The sequence below is a fragment of the Nostoc sp. genome, assembly GCF_036917455.1.
Classification (GTDB): domain Bacteria; phylum Cyanobacteriota; class Cyanobacteriia; order Cyanobacteriales; family Nostocaceae; genus Nostoc.
The window spans coordinates 1-21,411 of sequence record NZ_JBALDK010000034.1 but is presented as its reverse complement, the minus strand read 5'-3'; the positions used below and the strand labels follow the sequence as shown (position 1 = coordinate 21,411).

General features: G+C 43.4%; 11 protein-coding genes. 1 reads left to right on the top strand and 10 read right to left on the bottom strand.

The features are described 5' to 3' along the window. Positions 1–451: 451 nt before the first annotated feature. From bioF to V7K42_RS03425, 4 genes are all read right to left on the bottom strand, one after another. Positions 452–1,639 (bottom strand): 8-amino-7-oxononanoate synthase, encoded by a 1,188-nt coding sequence (gene bioF / locus V7K42_RS03440; RefSeq protein WP_334913557.1) that lies wholly within the window; start codon positions 1,637–1,639, stop codon positions 452–454. A 134-nt stretch (positions 1,640–1,773) separates the two neighbouring features. After that, positions 1,774–2,406 (bottom strand): Holliday junction branch migration protein RuvA, encoded by a 633-nt coding sequence (gene ruvA / locus V7K42_RS03435; RefSeq protein WP_265269913.1) that lies wholly within the window; start codon positions 2,404–2,406, stop codon positions 1,774–1,776. Beyond that, positions 2,406–3,164, bottom strand: a complete 759-nt coding sequence (locus V7K42_RS03430) for a sucrose-phosphate phosphatase (protein WP_334913555.1) — start codon at positions 3,162–3,164, stop codon at positions 2,406–2,408. The genes ruvA and V7K42_RS03430 overlap by 1 nt, the downstream gene beginning before the upstream one ends. A 160-nt stretch (positions 3,165–3,324) precedes the next feature. After that, positions 3,325–3,495, bottom strand: coding sequence for a hypothetical protein (locus tag V7K42_RS03425; protein ID WP_334913553.1), 171 nt, complete (start codon positions 3,493–3,495; stop codon positions 3,325–3,327). Between the two features lie 673 nt (positions 3,496–4,168). Here V7K42_RS03425 and V7K42_RS03420 point away from each other — a divergent pair. After that, complete coding sequence (locus tag V7K42_RS03420) at positions 4,169–10,414, top strand: ATP-binding sensor histidine kinase (RefSeq protein WP_334913551.1); 6,246 nt, start codon at positions 4,169–4,171, stop codon at positions 10,412–10,414. 20 nt (positions 10,415–10,434) lie between these two features. On the opposite strand, the gene V7K42_RS03415 is transcribed toward V7K42_RS03420, so the two are convergent. The 6 genes from V7K42_RS03415 to V7K42_RS03390 all read right to left on the bottom strand — a co-directional run bounded on the left by V7K42_RS03415 (position 10,435) and on the right by V7K42_RS03390 (position 21,181). After that, positions 10,435–14,946: a PAS domain-containing protein gene (locus tag V7K42_RS03415; RefSeq protein WP_334913549.1), complete on the bottom strand. Its 4,512-nt coding sequence runs from the start codon at positions 14,944–14,946 to the stop codon at positions 10,435–10,437. Positions 14,947–15,485: 539 nt separating this feature from the next. Continuing rightward, a complete protein-coding gene (locus tag V7K42_RS03410; RefSeq protein ID WP_334913547.1) occupies positions 15,486–15,959 on the bottom strand; it encodes a response regulator in 474 nt (157 codons plus the stop codon). Continuing rightward, positions 15,956–18,214, bottom strand: coding sequence for an ATP-binding protein (locus V7K42_RS03405; RefSeq protein WP_334913545.1), 2,259 nt, complete (start codon positions 18,212–18,214; stop codon positions 15,956–15,958). The genes V7K42_RS03410 and V7K42_RS03405 overlap by 4 nt, the downstream gene beginning before the upstream one ends. Before the next feature lie 155 nt (positions 18,215–18,369). Then, complete coding sequence (gene xseB / locus V7K42_RS03400) at positions 18,370–18,603, bottom strand: exodeoxyribonuclease VII small subunit (protein WP_334913543.1); 234 nt, start codon at positions 18,601–18,603, stop codon at positions 18,370–18,372. After that, positions 18,596–19,864 (bottom strand): exodeoxyribonuclease VII large subunit, encoded by a 1,269-nt coding sequence (gene xseA, locus V7K42_RS03395; protein WP_334913559.1) that lies wholly within the window; start codon positions 19,862–19,864, stop codon positions 18,596–18,598. Before xseA ends, xseB begins: the two co-directional genes overlap by 8 nt. Before the next feature lie 405 nt (positions 19,865–20,269). Beyond that, positions 20,270–21,181 carry an AIM24 family protein gene (locus V7K42_RS03390; RefSeq protein ID WP_334913541.1) on the bottom strand — a complete coding sequence of 304 codons (912 nt, stop codon included), beginning with the start codon at positions 21,179–21,181 and terminating at the stop codon, positions 20,270–20,272. Between the last annotated feature and the right edge of the window lie 230 nt (positions 21,182–21,411).

The window sequence follows — 21,411 nt, the reverse complement described above, 5'->3', positions numbered from 1 at the left end:
AACTCCTTTTGTTAGAAGTTAATTACTCGATAATATAGTATCGAAAATAAATAATTTACCACTAATATTCTATATTTATATCCATAACGTTGGTTTGCCAATCTATATAAATAATAAGTAGGGCGCTGTAATTAAAGATAACTGGCTCTGGCTGTCATTTGTCCTTTGTCATTTCTCATTAGTAAAGGTTTCAAGCCTCTTTACGTTTCGTAAGATAGTTTGGTTTATTTCCATCGATTTACTTAACTAAATTCCAAAACATATACAGCAGATTGCAAGTAAGTGAGGTACAGCAGGACTGATTCATCAAACATAAAGAGTTTCTTTCTAAATCCTGCCTCCTGCCTCAAAACCCGTAACTTTGTACCTCATGTAAATGAAAACTGCTGTAATGACTCAAGGGGAGCATCCCAATTTGGCAAAAATATACGTAACTGACGCAAAAACTCTTTTAAATCCTCTTCTCTTTGAGTACTGCTACCAATTTTTCAATATGTGCTACTTCATGAGTTGCCATCACAGATATTCTGAGCCGACTAGTGGGCACTGTGGGGGGACGAATTGCTGGGGCAAAAATGCCAGCATCTCTTAGCTGTTTTCCAGCTTTGAGGGCATTTGTAGCATTAGGCAATTGAAAACATAATATAGGTGATTCTGAAGGCAGCAATTTTAGATTAGGTAAGTGTTGCAGTAAAGTTTTCAAATAATGTATATTCCTCCACAATTGGGCACGATGTTGCGGTTCTTGTTGCACTATCTTAATTGCTGCTAAAGCTGCCGCTGTATCAGCAGGTGAAAGCCCAGTAGTATAAATCCAACTAGGTGCGCGGTTCCGCAAAAAGTCAATTAGGGCGCTACTTCCTGCTACGTATCCGCCTAAACTACCCAAAGCTTTACTCAAGGTGCCAATTTGAATTAATTGCTTTCCTGTACACCCAAAATGTTCGACACACCCAGCGCCAGTTTTTCCTAGTACCCCAGTGGCATGAGCTTCATCGACTAGCAGCATACAGCTAAATTCATCAGCTAGATCCAATAGCGCAGGCAACGGACATAAATCGCCGTCCATACTGAAGACGGTATCAGTAAGAATTAAACAGCGTCGGTAATTTTGTCGCTTTTGACTCAACTGAGTTTTTAGTACTTCAACATCACAGTGTGGGTATTCCACAACTGCTGCACCGCTAAGAATCGCTCCATTTTTCAGACTGGAATGATTGTACTGGTCAGATAAAATTAGATCGCGCTTGCCCACAAGGGCAGTAATTGCACCCAAATTTGCTAGATACCCGGAACTAAATACCAAGGCATCTTCTGTTTGTTTGGTAGATGCAATCGCCTTTTCTAACTCCCCATGCAATTCTCGATGCCCACTGAGTAATCTAGAACCAGTACTACCAGTGCCAAATTCTGCGATTGCAGCAGTCGCGGCTGCCATCAACCGCTCATCCCCAGCCAATCCCAAGTAGTCATTACTGGCAAAATTAATTACCTCTTGCCCAGCTAAAACCACCGTTGCACCCGGACGACCATTGATAGGTTGTACCGAACGATACCAGTCTGCCCGATGAATTGTAGCTAAGGACTGTTCTAGCCAGGCATAAGGGTCACGTCGCTTCGCTCCGAATTCAAAATTCAAAATTTAAAATTCAAAATTAATGATCCCTATAAATAATAAATAAATTTAGGGACTTGTATCATGAGTTGTTTTCGGTCAGTGGTCAATAAGGGGGGACAGGGGGAGAATAACAAATGACCAATGACTAATGACAATTAAACTTGTTCGCTGCTGAGATGAGCGATCGCTTGTTTAATCCAATCTTCCACATAAGCATCTTTGGGTAGTCCGATATCTTCGCTGACTACATGGAGGGCGTGACTGACCTCATGGGCAGTATATCCCAAGGCGAAGAGGGTCATTTGTACCTCTTCGAGAATTCCTGGTGCTGGCCCGCCTGTGGCGACGAAGAACCCGGCTGATTTGCGCCACTCGACTAATTTGCTTTTCAGTTCCAAACAGATGCGCTCTGCGATTTTTTTGCCGACACCAGGAGCCTGAATTAAGATTTGTGTATTGCCAGCGATAATTGCTTGGACTAAATCTGGTAGTTCCAGAGTGTCCAAGAGGGCGATCGCTAAAGCTGCACCAATCCCTGTGACAGTCAGCAAGTGGCGAAATAAATCGCGTTCGGCTGGTGAAGCAAAGCCATATAAAAAGGGCACTTCTTCCCGAATTTGGAAATGGGTAAAAATTTGCGCCACTCCTCCCGACTCTGGTAACTGGTTTGCTAGCCGTTGGGGAACTTGCAAATCATACCCCAAGCCATTCACTTCCAGAGTCAGAATCACGCGATTAGCGCCAATTGTTTGGATACCAGCGACTATACCTTTTAGATAACTAATCATTACAAGAGACCAAAATAATTTAAGCCTTCAATAATTCCACCTGCACAAAAACATGAAGCCAGGTAGCGGTAGTCAGAGGGATGCTCATTGTGCCATTGGAGTAACTCTTTTCGGGCATTCCCGACAATGATTCCCCGTTCGTTGCCTACAGCAAATAAAGCAATATCATTACCCGAATCACCACAGACAACTGTTTGTTCTGCTGCAAATTTCCACTTCTGGCGTAAAAACTGCATTGCCTGACCTTTATCGCTGCTATGGGGTACAATGTCAAGGTCTATTCCGCTACTGTAGATTAACTTTACATTTAATTTAGATTTCTGCAACTCTGCTTCAAGTTGTGGTAGAACATTCGCAGATGCTTCTTGTTCTAAAAAAAAGCTCACTTTGAAAGGACGCTGTTCTGAATCTGGTTGCCGAACTAACTCATGGTATTTATGGGTAATAGATAATACAGTTTCTCGTTTCCATCCCGGAGAGAGAATTTCTGACCAATCTGAGTCTGGAGTATCAGTACCATTGAGATAAATTTCCGTCCCCACGGAGAGGACAAGGGCATCGGGTTGCAAAAGATTTTTTTGAGCTTGGAGTTGTTTGTAAAGTACAGGCGATCGCCCGGTAGAATAAACAATTTTAGTGCCGTATTCTTGGCGATGTCTCTTCAGCAATTGATTTAGTTCTGGTAAAGCGCTGTCATCGCCCACTGTGCGATATACGAGGGTGTCATCTAGGTCGGTTACAAAAAGAAATGGTTTCATGATTAGAACTGTTGCAAAATTTCGTCATTTTACCGCGTGAAGGGAATTTTGCAAGAAGTTTACTAAAAAGAAAATAAGTTTAAACTTGCCTTTACTGATAGCCTAGAAATAATTTTTCATATTGCTTGATTGTAGGTGCGATCGCAGCTACTCTAACTCCCTAACGATAAATCCAAGCCTCTCGCTCTTGCCCTTGAATCGACTGTACAGTTCCAAACCTTTCCTCAAGTTTCCGTGGTAAAGTGCTTATGCCAAAGATGTAAACACAAGATTCTTCGGGTTGAAGTGTCAAAACACTAACTCTGGCTTCGTTATCTTGTAAACGTTCCATGAAAATAGATACACAGATTTCAACATCTTCAGAAAGCTCATATACTTCCTTTGAAAAGATGAATCTCTTCTCTAAACTGTTTGCAATTGAGTTAATGACATTTTGTTCAGGCAACGAATTTGTGAAGCAATAAATGTAGGTTCGACAGCACTTTCCATTTTTTAGCTGTTCTAACTGAGGGATATCGATCAACTTTATCTGACTTAGGTCATATTTCATTTCGTCTCACCCTTTTATAAGTTGCGTTGAGGCTTTACGAAACCCAGCACCAAGAATCTATAGTTTTGTTGGGTTTAGTTCCTCAACCCAACCTACACATTATTATCAAGATATGTAAAATAATATTACATCACTACATTTCGCTGCTTCTTGAAAAAACTCGACCAGTGATATATCTGTAAATTATAAACAGCAGTTTCTCGTTATTCATTATCATAATTGCAACCTTCTTCCCAACTATAAAGACTCTTACGTTTAACTATCAACCTCTCTGTGTTCTCTGCGCCTCTGCGGTTCGTTAATCTTTTATTTCCATAACCAGCGATCAGCGATCGCTAACTTGCAGTTTCTCGTACAACCCATACATCCAAAACGTAAATAATTACCAAAGTTTGTTACACAAGATGTCCTGTAGGGAATTCTAAATTGACGAGAGAAACTCCCCGCAAAAGCTATGAGCGCAAAAGTAGATATAACTGTAACACTGGCAGGCTACCGAATTAGAGAGCAACTATACTCAGGTTCGCGCACACTCGTGTATCGCGCGGTCAGAGAAGCAGATAATCAAGCAGTTGTAATCAAGCTTTTAAAACGGGAGTACCCCACCTTCAGCGAACTAGTACAGTTTCGCAACCAATATTCCCTTGCCAAAAACTTGGATATTCCTGGAATTATTAAGCCCCACAGTCTAGAACCGTATCAGAATGGGTATGTTTTGGTGATGGAAGATTTTGGTGGCATATCACTACGGCAATTTATTAAAGAACAGCCACAAAACTTAGAGCAATTTCTGATTATAGCCCTACAACTGACAGATATTCTGCACCAGTTACATCAACAACGGGTGATTCATAAAGACATTAAACCCGCTAACATCCTAATTAACCCAGACACCAAACTGTTAAAGCTGATAGACTTCAGCATCTCCTCCTTATTACCGAGAGAAACCACTGAAATTCAAAATCCTAATGTCCTGGAAGGAACTCTGGCTTATCTGTCACCAGAACAGACGGGACGCATGAATCGGGGGATTGACTATCGCAGTGATTTTTATTCATTGGGAGTAAGTTTTTTTGAGCTACTGACACGAAAACTGCCTTTTGATTCTCAAGACCCGATGGAGTTAGTGCATTGTCATATTGCAAAACTTCCTCCTAATGTGTGCGATATCAACTCTGAAATTCCTTTGGTTGTGGGAGAAATTATTCACAAGCTGATGGCAAAAAATGCCGAAGACCGCTACCAGAGTGCGTTGGGACTAAAGCATGATTTGCATCTCTGCATAGAACAGCTGAAAGAAATAGGAAAGATTGAGTATTTTTCCATTGGGAAGCGAGATGTAAGCGATCGCTTTGCAATCCCAGAAAAACTCTATGGCAGGGAGCAAGAAGTTAAAATCTTACTAGAAGGATTCGAGCGGGTTGCCAATGGAGCCTCGGAGTTCATGTTAGTGGCGGGATTCTCCGGCATTGGTAAAACGGCGGTGGTGAATGAAGTACATAAGCCCATTGTCCGGCAACGAGGCTACTTTATCAAAGGCAAGTACGACCAGTTCAACCGCAACATTCCCCTCTGTGCCTTTGTCCAAGCCTTCCGTGACTTGATGGGGCAGTTATTAAGCGAAAGTGACAGCCAATTAAAAGAATGGAAGAAGAGGATTCTGACAGCTTTAGGGGAAAATGCTCAAGTAATTATTGAGGTAATTCCTGAGTTAGAGCAGATTATTGGGCAACAATCTCCAGTAGTGGAACTCTCAGGTAGTGCTTCCCAGAACCGTTTTAATCTGTTGTTCCAAAAATTTATTCAAGTATTCACCACAGTTACACATCCCTTGGTGATGTTTTTGGATGACTTACAGTGGGCAGATTCGGCATCATTAAACTTGATTCAGGTGTTGATCGGCCAGAGAGAAAGCGGCTTTATGTTATTGATTGGTGCATATCGTGATAATGAGGTGTCGCTGGCTCATCCCTTGATATTGACGTTAGAAGAAATCAAGAAGACTGGCATTACAGTAAACACGATCGCACTATCTCCCTTAAGTCAAGAAAGTTTAAATTTGCTGGTTAAGGATACATTGCAATGTCCAGCAGCGATCGCACAACCTTTAACCCAGCTAGTCTATCAAAAAACCCAAGGAAACCCATTTTTCAGCACGCAGTTTGTCAAGGCACTATATGAAGAGGGAGGCATTGAGTTTGATCCTCAAGTTGGACATTGGCGGTGTGATATTAGTTATGTACAATCGCTCTCTCTCAGAGATGACGTGGTAGAGTTCATGGCAATGCAGTTAAAGAAGTTGCCAGTTGCCACTCAAAATGTCTTAAAACTCGCAGCGTGTATTGGTAACTCTTTTGATTTAGCAATGCTGGCAATTATCTATGAAAAGTCTCAAGCTGAAACTGCTACTGATGTGTGGAAAGCCCTTCAAGAGGGATTAATAATTCCTAGCAATGATATTTACAAGTTTTATCAGTCAAAATTAGAGTTGCTGACTGAGGAGAATGAGCAGTTACAAGCAGCACTAACTGATGAAAAAGTAATTGTTTTCTACAAGTTTCTGCACGATCGCGTCCAACAAGCTGCTTATTCGCTGATTCCGGATAACCAAAAACAACTCATGCATTTAAAAATTGGGCGATTGCTCTTAAATGTCATGAACGAGACGGAAAAAGAAGAAAAAATCTTCGAGATTGTTAATCAATTAAATAAAGGATCTGATTTAATTGTCTTAGCAATTGAACAGGAGAGATTAGCAAAACTAAATTTAGTTGCTGCCCAAAAAGCAAAATCTGCAACTGCTTACGTCGCAGCAATTGAATACGCCACTAAAGGCATACAACTGCTCACAGCAAGTTCTTGGCAGCAATGCTATAATCTAACGTTGGCTCTCCATGATTTAGCCGCAGAAGTAGCCTGTCTGAGCGGTGACTTTAGACTTATGGAGCAGATAGTTGATGAGGTAGTACAAAATGCTCGTCAATTACTAGACAAAGTGAAGGTCTATGAAGTAAGAATTTTGGCTGATGTCGCCCAAAGTAATCAGCCTAAAGCTATTAAAACTGCTCTTTCTATTTTAAAATTATTTGGAATTTCGTTTCCAGAGCAGCCGACTAACGCAGATATTACTGAAAGTTTACAACAAACTCAAGACGTATTAAAAGAAAAACATTTAGAAGATTTGTTAGAACTGCCTGAGATGAAAGACCTGAAAGCTTTGGCAGAGATCAGAATTTTAGCGACTGTGACAGCAGCAGTCTATCAAGCGGTTCCAGAATTACTGCCATTAATAGTGTGCAAGCAGGTGAGATTATCAGTTGCTTATGGGAATGCGGCGGTATCAGCACAAGCTTATGCTTGGTATGGAGTAATTTTATGCGGTATTGGAGAAATAGATTTAGGCGATCGCATTGGCGAACTGGCAATGGGATTATTATCATGCTTTGAGAGTAGAGAATTTAAAGCCAGTACGATAAACATGGTTTATCCCTTTGTGAAGCCTTGGAAACATCATATTCAAGATTCACTCGCTCCTCTGCTCGATGGATACCATAGCGGTTTGGAGATGGGCACTTTAGAATATGCTGCCTACTGTGCCTACAATTATTGTTCGCTGTCCTTTTTTCTGGGAAAAAATTTGTCAATCTTAGAACCAGAAATGAAGGTTTACAGTCAGGCATTGGCTCAACTTAAACAGGAAGTTGCTCACAATTATCTAAGAGTTTTTTACCAATCCGTCTTAAATTTCCTTGAAGAGAGTAAGTGCCCTTGGGAAATTCAAGGTGTAGTATATGACGAAGAAATCATGTTGCCCAAGCATCAACAGGCTAACGACCTTTATGCAATGGGAACGCTGTATATAAATAAACTAATTCTTTGTTACTTCTTCAATGAGTGGGAGGAAGCCATAAAAGTGGCAGTTGATGCCAAACAATATTTAAATGGTGTATCCGGCTGTTTCATGATTCCGGTGTTTCACTTTTACGATTCATTGACTCATCTGGCGATGTTACCCAACGCCCAAGGTAAGGAAGGTAATAGTTTGCCCCAGGAAGTTATTGATAATCAAAAGAAGCTGAAAGAATGGTCAAACCTAGCACCTAAAAACCATTTACACAAATTTTATTTGGTTGAAGCAGAACAGTATCGGGTGTTGGGGCAGATGTATGAAGCGATGGATTACTACGATCGCGCCATTGCTTTTGCCAAAGCCAATGCATATATTCAAGAAGAAGCACTAAGCAACGAATTAGCAGGCAAATTCTACCTCCAATGGGGCAAACAAAAACTGGCTCAAGCATATATACAAGAAGCGTATTACTGCTACGCTCATTGGGGAGCTAAAGCCAAAGTCACCGATTTAGAACATCGCTATCCTCAGCTTTTGGCTGCAATTGTGCAACAACGGCAACCGTCACTTACACCATCTGATACAATTTTTGCCCCAGCTTTTCATTCTACTGAAACTTCTAGCTCAAGCAGCATTATAGAATCCCTCGATCTGGTAACTGTTCTCAAAGCCTCTCAAACTCTTTCTGGTGAAATTCAATTAGAAAAACTCCTAGCCGCCTTGCTTCGGATAGTAATTGAAAATGCTGGGGCAGAAAAATGCGTGTTAATGCTGCTGCGGAACGATTGCTTGCTGATTAAAGGAACTATCAGCGTTAATACTCAACCCATTGTTTTGCAAAGAACTCCAGTCGAGGAAAGCCAAGATATTCCTCTGAGACTGATTTATCACGTCAAACATTCCTTAAAACCTGTGGTGTTGGCAGATGCGACTACTCATCCAACCTTTGCCAGCGACACTTACATTTTGAACCAACAGCCAAAAAGCATTTTATGTAGTCCGATTCTCTACCGGGGTAAATTCGCAGGTATCCTCTATTTGGAGAATAACTTGACGACTGGGGCATTTACTAGCGATCGCGTCGAACTGCTTAACCTCTTATGTACTCAAGCCGCCATTTCTCTAGAAAATGCTCGTCTCTATGAACAGACACAACAAACACTAACAGAACTGCGTGCCAGTGAAGCCCGTTTCCAGAAGGTGGTTGACAATATTCCAGGGATGGTATTTAAATTCTGTCTGGCTACAGATGGCTCTTTTTCAACACCCTACGTTAGTTCGGGTTGCTATGACCTGTATGAGGTCGATCCAAAGGAAGTGATGGCAGGAGGGGTACACAATCTTCACCTGATGACGCATCCAGACGATTGCTCAACAGTTGAACGGTTAGTTATAAATTCTGCTCGAATGTTAACGCCTTTTAGACAGGAGTGGCGAATTGTGGCTGCTTCAGGCAAAATCAAATGGATTCAATGTGCATCTAAACCAGAACGACAAGCCGATGGCTCGGTTATGTGGGATGGGGTGGTAATTGATATTAGTGATGTCTACGACGAGCTTCACTTACGCAAACAAACAGAAGCCACACTTCAAGAGAAAGAGCAGTTTCTGAGCAGCATCTACAACGGAGCGGAAATGAGCATCTTTGTTGTGGATGTGTCGGAAGATCGTCGTTTCTATTACGCCGGATGGAACGCTCTTTCGGAACGAGCGTCTGGAATTCGTAGTGCTGATGCCATAGGCAAAACGCCCGCTGAAGTGCTTGAGGCAGCACAGGCTGAAATTATACAACAACAGCTTGCTGAGTGCGCTAGAACGGAAATGCCCGTTTATCATGAGCAGTGTCTAACCTTTGATGGGCAGGATACTTGGTGGATGATCAATTTCAACCCACTCAAGAATAATGAGGGACGGATTTACCGAATTATTGGCACAAGCTTTGAAATTAGCGATCGCAAACGCGCCGAAGCTCAATTGAACCAGCGCACAGCAGAACTAGAGCAAACCCTGCAAGAACTCCAGCACGCCCAAACACAGATGATCCAAGCCGAAAAAATGTCAGGATTGGGTCAACTGGTAGCAGGTGTTGCCCATGAAATCAACAACCCAGTCAACTTTATTTTCGGCAATCTTAGCCATGCCAATGACTATACCAAAAATATTCTCAGACTCCTGGAACTTTATCAGAAACATTACCCAACCCCCCATTCTGAGATTGAAGAAGAAATTGAGGCGATGGACTTGGAGTTTGTGCTAGAAGATTTACCCAAACTTGTTTATTCGATGCGAGTTGGAGCAGAACGAATTCAAAAAATTGTTGTCTCTCTACGCACTTTCTCCCGCATGGATGAAGCCGAGATGAAAGAAGTCAATATTCATGAGGGCATTGATAGCACATTAATGATTTTGCAACATCGGCTGAAAGCGAAATCTGATTCTCCTGGCATTGAGATTGTCAAAGATTATGGGGAGTTACCGTTAGTTGAGTGCTATGCCGGACAACTCAACCAAGTATTTATGAATCTTTTTAGCAATGCCATTGATGCGCTAGAAGAAGCAAACACTCAAAACCAACTCTTAAATCCTACGATTACGATTTGCACTATCTTGGTAGAAAGCAAACAAGTTGCCATTAAAATCACAGATAATGGTGCCGGAATTCCTGCTCATATCAAACAACGATTGTTCGATCCATTCTTTACGACAAAACCTGTCGGTAAAGGCACAGGAATGGGACTTTCTATTAGTTATCAGATTGTCGCTGAAAAACACAAAGGCAAATTATATTGTGTTTCCAAACTGGGTCAGGGAGCCACATTTATTATTATGATTCCAATTTGCCAATCTTGATTTGTTATTTGTCATTGGTTTTATTTCGTCTGTGCGAGTGCCACCACAGCTTGAACTAACTCTTCTGGATCGAGGGGCTTGGTAACGTGCCGTTGATAGCCACTGGTTATGGCTCGCTCGGAATCATCAACTCTGGCGTAGGCAGTCAAAGCGATCGCCTGAATCTGTCCGCCTTTTTCGGGGGGTAAAGTTCGGATCTGTTGAATCAGTTTATAGCCATCGACTTCAGGCATCCCAATATCACTGACTAAAACATCGGGTTGGAAGGACTCCAGGTTTGCCAATACTTCCGCCGCCGAAGCAACAGTCTTTACTGTCGCTCCGTATTCAGTCAGCAATACGGTTAATAACTCACGGGCATCGGGATCATCATCGACTGTCAAGACTCGAATTCCGGTGAGTTCAAGTGCTGGTTGTGACAACTCATCTATCTGCTTGATTTCCGGTTCAATATTCAGTAGTGGCAACTGGACTGTAAAGGTGGCTCCAAAGCCAACACCTGGACTATCAGCCGCGATCGCGCCGCCGTGGGCTTCAACCAATTGACGAACGATCGCTAACCCCAATCCTAACCCGCCATACTTGCGAGTGATTGATACATCTTCCTGACGGAATGATTCAAAAATATGCGGGAGAAAGTCAGAGTTAATGCCTTTACCAGTATCACTCACAATAATCTGTGCCCGATCGTCAACTCGCTCTAGTCGGATTTCTACCCGTCCTCCCTTGGGGGTAAACTTGATCGCATTAGAAAGTAAATTCCAAACGATCTGTTGAAGGCGGTTGGAATCTCCAGAGACTTGCCCAAGGTTGGGCAGTATCGGATGCAACGTAATTGATTTGGCAATGGCTGCTGTAGTTACCGTATCAATCGCAGATTCAATTACAAATGCCAGATTCACAGGAGCAGCATCCATGCTGAGTTTGCCGCGCAGAATCTTGGCAATATCGAGCAAGTCATCAATCAGTTGAGTTTGTAGTTTAGCGTTGCGTTCAATGGTGGCTAAAGCTTCAGCCGTTTTGGTTTCACTAAATTTGCGGCTTTGTAGCAGTTTTGTCCAGCCTAAAATCGGGTTGAGAGGCGATCGCAATTCATGGGAGAGAACGGCAAGAAACTCATCTTTAATCCGATTGGCGCGTTCGGCTTCTGCTCTGGCTAGTTTCTCCTGTTCTAAGAGTTGCTCACGTTCTTGCTCGGCAAGTTTGCGATCGGTAATGTCAAGGGCCGCTAGAATTGCGTAGAGAGGTCTTTGATCTGCACTTGTCGGGTCAACGAAAGTCCGTTTGCGAACGCTTAACCACCGCACATTGCCATCTGGCCAAACCACGCGATGATCGCTTGCAAATAGATTAGAAGCAGCAGGATCTGAAAGATAATCGATTAATTGAGCAAGTTCGGCCTGTTCTTCTGGATGAAATGTGGCGTGGATACGCTCGCGGGAGACAACTAGTTCATCGACGGGTAAACCGTATAAAGCGGCTGCTTCTGGCGAAAGCTCGACTGTATTCGATGTATAATCAAATCTAGCAAGGGCAAAACCTGCAATTTGCATCCCCAATTGCAAGCGCTCTTCCGATTCATACAAGTGTTGTTCAGCAAGTTTGCGATCGGTGATATCTTGCACGTTGCCCAACATCCGGATCGCGTTACCTACAGTATCATAAAATACTTTACCTTTAGCCGCTAACCAGCGAATGCCATTGTGATGTAGGATACGGAAATCACTTTCATAATGTTCTTGTTGTTGCTGGATGGTACGAGTCACCGTTTCATTGGCTGAGGTGCGATCGTCTGGGTGCAGGCGGCTTAACCACTCTTCATAAGTAATTGACTCTGTGGTTGGGTCAAACCCGAACAGATTGCAGTACTCTTCAGAGACATGAGCGCTGTTGCGGATAATGTCCCAATCCCATAGTCCCGATCGCGTGGCTTTGTATGCTAGCTTTAATCGGGCTTCACTCTCCTGCAATAGGAGTTCTGTCTTTTTGCGTTGGGTGATGTCTCGTGAAACCAACAAGACTCGTTCCATTTGCCCGGAGGCATCCAGAATCGGGCTAACGACCACTTCCCACCATTTGGGAGTGTTTTTGGTGGTTGGACAGTATCCACGAAAAACGCTGATTTTGCCTACTTTAGCGGCAGCGAGTGCCTGCTCTGCCTGTTGCCGATAGCTGTCTTCCCAGAAACAGACCCATTCAGTATTAATATAGGAATTTAAGTCGTCAATTTCCATCAAACACAGCCCGCCTGTATTCATGTACAGGAGCCGCCCATCCAGGCTCAATACTTTGATGCAGTCTGAACTGCTGTCTAAAATGCGGTTCTTAAATTCTTCACTCTGGCGCAGGGCTTCTTCGGTTTGTTGGCGAGCGGTGATATCTCGCCAGGTGGCAATAAATCCATCTCCAAATTTAGCCACGCGGATATCAAATGCTCTAACTAAGCGTTGTTGTCCGTAATCATCCTCATAAACTAGGCTGTCTTTAATCAGCGCTTTCCCTGTTTCTACTACCTGACAGTACTCATCAAACAATCCACTGTCACGATGCCCTGGTAGTAATTCACACAAAGCCCGCCCAATCTGCTGCTCATAAGTCATTTGATTGTTGAGACAGGCCGCATCATTGACATATTCAGTCCGAAAATCGATAATCTGCCCCTGCTCGTTCCGGATCGCTCGGTATACCCCAAAGCAGTCCAGCATATTTTCAACCGATGTGCGGAAGCGTTCTTCGCTCTCTTGTAGGGCTGCGAAGGAGCGTTTGCGTTCGCTAATGTCTTCGGCAATACCTGCAAACCGATAAATCTCTCCCGCTTGATCTCGAAGAGGAAAGCAGCGATCGTGAACCCAACGAATACTACCATCGGGTAAGATAATGCGGTATTCTTCATCAAATTTACCTGCAACAGCTTTTTCATGAAAGGCTTTGTCAGTCGATTCTCGATCCTCTGGGTGAATCCGATCGACCCATGATTGTTGTCTTTGATACAATTCCTCTGGGTTCAATCCCCACAGTTTTTGATATGCAGGACTAACATAGCTGACTCGGTTTTCGTACACCTCTTTGATCCAAAATACCGCCTCAATATTTTCTGCGAGTTGCCGAAAACGTTCTTCACTATCCCGCAGAACCTCGGCTGACCGTTTGCGTTCGGTGATATCGATATCGATACCCGCCATCTGAATCGGTTGCCCGTGTTGGTCGTAGAAAACCTTGCCCTGACTGAGTGTCCACCGAATCTTACCGTTGGGATATACTATCCGAAATTCAATGTCATAATCTTCTTTGGTGGCGATCGCCCGCTCTACCTCTGCCAAAACGCGATCGCGATCGTCTTGGTGCAACCGCAGGGCAAACATCTCGAATGAGCCGTCAAACTCTCCTGCTTCCATGCCAAATAAGGCTTCCAGGTTATCCGACCAGGAAATTTTCCCTGTTTGGATATTCCAGTTCCACGTTCCCATCCGAGAGGCTGACAGGGCTAATCGCAACCGTTCTTCACTCTGGCGAAGTTCCGCTTCTACTTGTTGGCGTTCTATTAGTTCGCGCTGTGCCTGCTGATATAACTCTGCCTGCCGTAAGGCGATACTCACCTGAATTGCCAGTTCTTTGAGCAAGTCAATCTCTAAGGGCTGCCACACTCTAGGGGATGCACAATGATGAACAATTAGCAATCCCCAAAACTGGTTGTCTTGCAGAATTGGCACGACTAGATTAGCTTTGACTTGAAACTGTGCTAGCAATTCAAAGTGGCATGGGTCAATACTGCTATCCTGAATATCAGATATCGCGGTTACTTGCCCCTGATGATAGCGTTGGAAATAATTCTCGACAAAAGCGGGATCGGAGCTCATAGCTTCCGATCGATTCCATGCGAGGTAGTTCTCAGCCAGACAGGGATCGTGGATAGTTGAGGAGAGGAGCGATCGCCATGCCCCAACTGATTCTGCGACTACTGTGCCATACCCGTCAGGATTTAACCGAAAAACTAGGACGCGATCGGTATGGAGAAACTGCCGCACTTCGGCTACGGTTGTCTGAAGAATTTCATCCAAATTCAGGGATTGGTGAATTTGCTGGGTAATGTGCGCGACTACGCGCTCTCGTTCAATCCGCTGTTGCAATTGGGTGCGTAGCCGCACTGTTTCAATCGCTCCATTAACTGCTATTTGCAGCCCTTCTGGGGTAATTTGCTCTTTGACAATATAATCTTGTGCGCCCGCTTTCATCGCCTGAACTGCGATCGCCTCATTGCCCTGTCCGGTGACAACAATCACAGGTAGGCAGGGCTGTTGAGTTGATAGTTGCAATTTAGCTAGAAATTCCAGTCCGTTTAGATCGGGCAGTCGATAATCAAGTAAAATAGCATCTGGCTGGTGTTGCTGCCAAAGTTCTAGTCCTTGCCGTCCCAGCGTTGCTTCCAAAAGTGTATAGGAATACTCGCGATCGCGCAGCAAGTAGCGCCGATAGAGTTCTCGATCTTCTGGGGAATCATCGACAATTAAGAGGGTGCGCTGTTGCTGAGACATCAGGAACTAATTGAGCGAATAGAGTTTAACCCACATTTTGCGGGAGCATCCCAAATGTGTAAAAACATATTTTGTCATTGCGAGCGTAATGAAATGAAGCGAAGCAATCGCAAAGTCTAGCGGCTGCGATTGCTTCATTCCGCTTGGCTCCATTCGCAATGACTAGTTCTAATTTGGTAAATTTGCATTCATTGGGATGCTCCCCATTTTGCAGGTTAACATAGAAGAACTGGTATTTTTGAAATAGCGCTAAAATCCTCAATTTATCTAAAGATTTTATCATCCCCTTTGTTTTCTGACTCTGAGTCAAGAAAAATCAGGTATAATTTTATTTTGAAAAGAGTGATAAAAAAGCAATTCTAGCAATACCAAAAAATATAATATATAACTAAATGCTATCGCCATTAAGCTAATTGCAAATAGAATTTTCAACTACAATAAATTATATTATTTTTAGTATTTATCTGCCAGGAAAAAACTCATAAACACTCAATATATTGTTGGAGTCATCAACAATATGCGCGATTGCAGACTCATGACTAATCTTGTAGGTAATCAGGCAGCGTTGTCACTTCAAACCAATACTCCACGAGCATCTGAATATCTCGTTTTAGTTGAGCAAAATTAATTGGTTTAACAATATAGCTGTTGACACCATATTGATAGCATACTTCGATATCTTTGGGATTATTAGAGGTGGTAAACACCACCACCGGAATCTTTTTCAAATTGTCATCTAGTTTAATTCGGCGCAACACTTCTCGTCCATCGGTTCCAGGCAGGTTCAGGTCAAGAACAATCAAGCCGGGACGGGGCGCACTTTCGCGAGCGATATAGCTACCAGTCCGATAAAGAAACGCCAAAGCTTGTTCTCCATTCACACACCGTTGAATAAGAATCGGAGTGGAAGATCGCTTTAGAAATCGTTGCAGTGCCTCAAAGTCTTCGTTGCTGTCTTCCACAACTAAAAGCAGTGGCGTTTGCTGCATAGGGGAGGCTGAAATACTAGTCATTTGTTTGCCTCCGCCGATAGGGTAAAGTAAAATGTACTACCAAGAGTTGGGGTAGATTCCACCCAAATTCTACCACCATGCCGTTCCACAATTTTGCGGGCAATGGTTAATCCTACTCCAGTCCCACCGCCAAATTCGTCCCGTCCATGTAAGCGGCGGAAGATTTCAAATATTTTGTCAAGATATTCTTGTGAGATACCAATGCCGTTATCACGAACGTAGAAAGTAACAGAAGTGGGAACAACTTTGCTTTCGCCATTTGCTTCGATGAAACCAATTTCAACCCACTTTTGGGGTTTATCATTGTACTTAACGGCGTTGCTGATCAGGTTGCTGAAGAGTTCGTTAATTTGAGCGCGATCGCCTTGAACGTTATTAAGGGGTTGAGGAATGCGAAACTCGACTTCGCTTTGTGGTCGGGCAATAGTCAAAGTTGCGATTACCTGCTGCACTAACTCATTCAGATTCACTGATTGTCGGCTCAGTTCAGCGCGTCCCAACCGGGAGAAATGGAGGAGTGAGTTGATTAGGTCTTCCATTCGCTGCGTTAGCCGCACCAGGGTTTGGAGTTTCGCAATTCCGTCGTCATCCAATACATCTGCATAGTCTTCCATTAAGAAGTTGGCATAGTTGTGAATCCCCCGAAGCGGTTCTTTCAAGTCATGGGAGGCAACGTAGGCAAAAGAATCGAGTTCTTCATTACTCCGTTGTAATTCAAAATTCATTGATGCCATTTTGTCTGCTTGCCGCAACACAATACCCACAACCAGGCTTCGCAGTTCAATAACCGCTTCAACTTCACAGGGTTTCCAGGGTAGGGCAGATCCTTGTACCGTTTCTTGCCATAATTGAAAAGATTTGCGAGGAGATATGCGTAAACTGCCATCGGACGAAACTTCCACAGGTTTATTGGGGTTGCCGCCCCAATTCACCGTTTGAATTACCTCTGGACGAAACCAGAGAATGTAATTGTGATGAACTCTAGAAATTTCCAGGGCTAACACCCCACTGGCGATCGCTTTAAACGATTCAGCAGCAGGGTAATTTTTCGCCAGCGATCGCGTCTCAAACAAGTTATGAACAAAGTGAGGTTTAATCCAATTAAGTAAGGCATGAACCTCTTCCTCCGATGGCGTTTTGCCGACTCCAATATACTGGTTATCACTGCATATCACTGCTCCGGTAGCGCTAACCAGATTGAGTAATTGAGATTTCAGTTTCACCATGCCATCTCGGAAATACTCAGCCTGAGACAACTCTTCAACAAATTGAGTTTGCAATGATTTCAATTGATTTTTGTAATCAATGTCTTCACTCGCTTCTTTGTTTACTAATTCCACAGACATCACCTGTCCAATGAACTCGCACATAGTGCGGATATTATAAGAAATATATTTGGGCGAAGAATGATGACAGGCAATCAATCCCCAAAGCTTTTGTTCGTGCATCAGAGAAATAGACATGGAGGCGGTTACACCCATATTTTGCATGTACTCTAGATGAATTGGAGAAACACTCCGCAACACCGATAAACTAAGATCGAGCGATTGATTTGTCAAAGGATTGTTTGCTGGAATTAAGCCGACAGGCTGGTAGCCAGCATCTGGAATCAGTCGCAGCCAGTTGAGGGTGTATAACTGTCGGGCTTGCTTGGGAATGTCAGAGGGCGGATAGTGTAAGTCTAGATAGGGCGTTTCCAGACTGGTATCTTCAGCGATGACCCTACCTGCCCCTTCCCGATCCAATCGATAGACCATGACACGTTCAAAGCCAGTGATTCGCCGGACTTCTGTAACCACAGTCTGGCACATTTCTAATAGCGTGGGTGCTTTTTGAATCTGGGTAATGGTTCCTCTTACCTGTTGATAGAAGTCAAAAAAGCCTGTTTGTCCCCTAGCTTTTGTCTGTTCCAATTCTAGAATAATAGTAGTATCTAAACGATGTACAATCCCATCAAAATGAATTGATTTATTCAGACACTTGATAGATAAGTTTAGGGGATTGATGCTCTCAAAATCTTCTGCCAAACATTGTTGAATCAGCTTAATCTGCTTGGCATCAAGTAAATCTGATAGCGGCTTTCCCAGCAATTCTTCCGGTTGACGACCAATAACTTCCTGGGTGTTGCTGCTTACCTGAATAATTTCCAGAGTGGGATCTTGTAAAACTAATAAAACCCCGTGAGGCTGGATTAAACTTGGAATGTGGATCGGTTCGCGATCGCAGTTTTTCAAATCAATAGTCTTATCAGTCATTCTCAGCTTTTCAAACTCCTCATAAGAATTCTGAATTGGGGATTGGGAAGATTTAAATATCAGTAAAAACAGAGATTTTCTAAAAATTATTATTATTTATTTTTAACAAATTTGGCTTTTTAATTATATTTAACTATCACTAAATACTCTGGCCTTTACTCTTCACTCAAAGTTTCAATTAACAAATCTACCTGCTGCTGTCGCTGCTGCAAAAAACCTTCGCACTGACGCAAATACTCAACAGCAGTTGCAAATTGGTCAAACACAGCTTCCAATTCCAACTCGCCCGCCTCAATGCGAGTAATAATTCCCTCTATCTCAGCAACCTTCGCCTCATAATTCCAACCTTCCATGGAATCAGAATTAGAAGCACTTTTACGTTTAATCATTAATCTCTCTGTGTCCTCTGCGCCTCTGTGGTTCGTTTACTTCCATAACCTTCACTTTAACCCCACCCTGCCCCAACTGAATCACCAAATCTTCCCCCACAGCCAACTTCGCCGCCGAACGAGCGATCGCTCCATCTTCCCTTCTCACCACCGCATAACCGCGCTGTAACACCGCTTTCGGGTCAAGACTAGCCAACTTTTGCCGCAATAATTCCAAATGCTGCGTTGCTTGCTGCGATCGCCCCGTCGTAATTTGCACCAAATGCTGACGCTTCCAAGCTAGCTTTGCTACCTCCTGCTGGACTTGCCGATCTAACCGCAAACGTCGCAAACGATTTCGCAATCCTTGCAGTTTATTCTCAGCATTTTCCCTAAACTCATACACCGCCTCATGTAAAGCTACAACTCGCTGCCGATGCTCAGTATACAATTCTAAAAGTGCCGGTACAACCCTTTCCGCCGCCGCAGTTGGTGTATGCACACAGACATCTGCAACTAAATCCGCCAAAGATTCATCTCGTTGATGGCCGATACCAGTAATTACCGGAATAGAACAACTAGCAAGCGATCGCACTACGCGTTCATCATTAAAGCAAGCCAACTCTTCCACCGCGCCACCACCCCGCGATAAAATTAGCACTTCGGCGCGTCCATCTCTTTCCACCCGATCGATTGCTTTGACGATAGATTCCGGCGCTTGCTCGCCTTGCACTGTCGCCGGAGAAAACAAAACGTGTAAACCTGGATACCTTTGCTTCAGGGTTTTTTGAATATCACCCCAAGCAGCAGCCGTTGGGGAAGTGACGACAGCGATCGTTTGGGGGTGGGTGGGGAGCGATCGCTTTCTTTGCGCGTCGAACAACCCCTCAGCTAGCAAGCGATTTTTTAGTTGTTGATAGCGCAACGCCTGTAAACCAACACCAGCAGGTAGAGTCTGCCAAACTGATAACTGATACTCTCCCCGTTGCGGATATAGGCGAATACTGCCTAAAATAATTATCTGCTCACCAGCAACTGGCATTTGGGCGAGTTTTGGCAATTGGCTATTCCATAGTACACATTTAATTCCGGCGGTGCGATCGGGATCTTGTAGCGTAAAAAATAACCCACTGCGATGGTGGTTAGCGCTGGAAACTTCACCAGTTACCCAAACTTGCCGTAATTGTTCATCTTGCTCTAACAGCAAGCGGATATAGTCAGTTAATCCAGATACTGAAAGCGCTGTATCGAGAATGAGAGAGTCGGGAAGGTCGAGAGTCATCAAAGATGCCTGAAAGCATTTGTGCTGGAGCGATTCTAGCATTTTAATGAAAACGGAAGTTTCAAAAGCTACTTCAAAGATTAAACCTTGTACCAAAATTCGCTATCTCAGCAAGCCGTTATAAAAGCTCCTGCGGAGGTAAAACTGAGGGACTTCCAAACAATAAATTGTCCCAAAAAATTAATTTCTAAGCATTTAAGTAATAATGATTATCATTGTTTCTGGAATATTTTATTTTTTGGAAGTCCCTTAGTCAACGATGAACAAAGACAGTTACTCAAAAAAGCAGAAAGCCTAACTAACATTCAAGCATTGGCTATAGTGTGAACCATAATAAATTAAAAGAGCGATCGCTTGCCATAAGCATAACTTTGGCTACTTAAGTTCAAGCAATGGCTAACAAATTCACCCAAGATTACTGCTGCCACCGACTTGAGTTGCGCCCTCAGATGCAGGTGGGTGATAAGTCATAGACTGTAACCCTAAACGACCAGGGCCAATAAAGCGGTTGAGAGTGAATGAAATACCCCCAAGCATTACTCCAATTGCTCCAAAGATGCCGCCACTCGATTGCAGGGCTGTCACTGTCTCCATCTTGACTGATGAATCTTTCCATAACCATGCTCCTGGTTCTACATCCAGTACTTCTCCGGGAGCAAGGTACTTTTCAAACACATTACCGTAACCGTGGATTAAAAGCAGCCCCCCTTGTTGCTGACCAATGAAGCGGTCAATAAATAAACCACCACTGCGACTAAAAAAGAGGTTTGCCAGCCCTCGCTGGAAAAAGAAACTGTACTCAATATTACTAGTAGCTAATAAAAACTGATGTTCGCGGACATCAACTGTTTGTCCACGCTCCAATCGTAATACTACAATCTGTCCAGGAGCCTCGCGGGAGAAAGCAATATTCCCTGGACCATGTGCTTCACTGATAAAAATTTGTAGTCCAGCAAAAAAACGTTTGGCAGCCCCTTTTAAGCCTTTGACACCAAGGCGAACATTGGGGTGCTTCCATAGGAGAATATGATGTTCAAAGTAAATCGATTGCTGTTGTCCGAGATGGACATCTACTACAGGCACTACTTCTCCTTCGATTCTTAAGTTTAAGTCACCTGAATGAAAGGTTTCATGGGGATTTTTCAATTCTGGGATCGGTTCGCTACTGAAATCTGTCATAGTATTAGATGGTAGATAGTTTTTGGATAAATCATTAAGCTTCTCTACAGCAATGTCATTAATGGAATTGCCGCAGGCACTACAAAACTTGTCACCTAAAGGGTATTGATGGTTGCAATAGGGGCAAAGATTTGTCATTACTGGTATGCTAACTTACAATTATTGGATTATCTTATTTTTAGCAACTGCAAAGTAACAAATCCTGGCAGCATTAAAACAAGTCATCCGGGGATTCGACCCCGGATGAATTAAAACCATTGAACGAGAGAGAGTTAACCCGGATTTCTCACCACATGTCGATTAAGCCTGCGCTTGAGCAGGGGAGCAGGGGAGCAGGGGAGCAGGGGAGCAGGGGAGCAGGGGAGCAG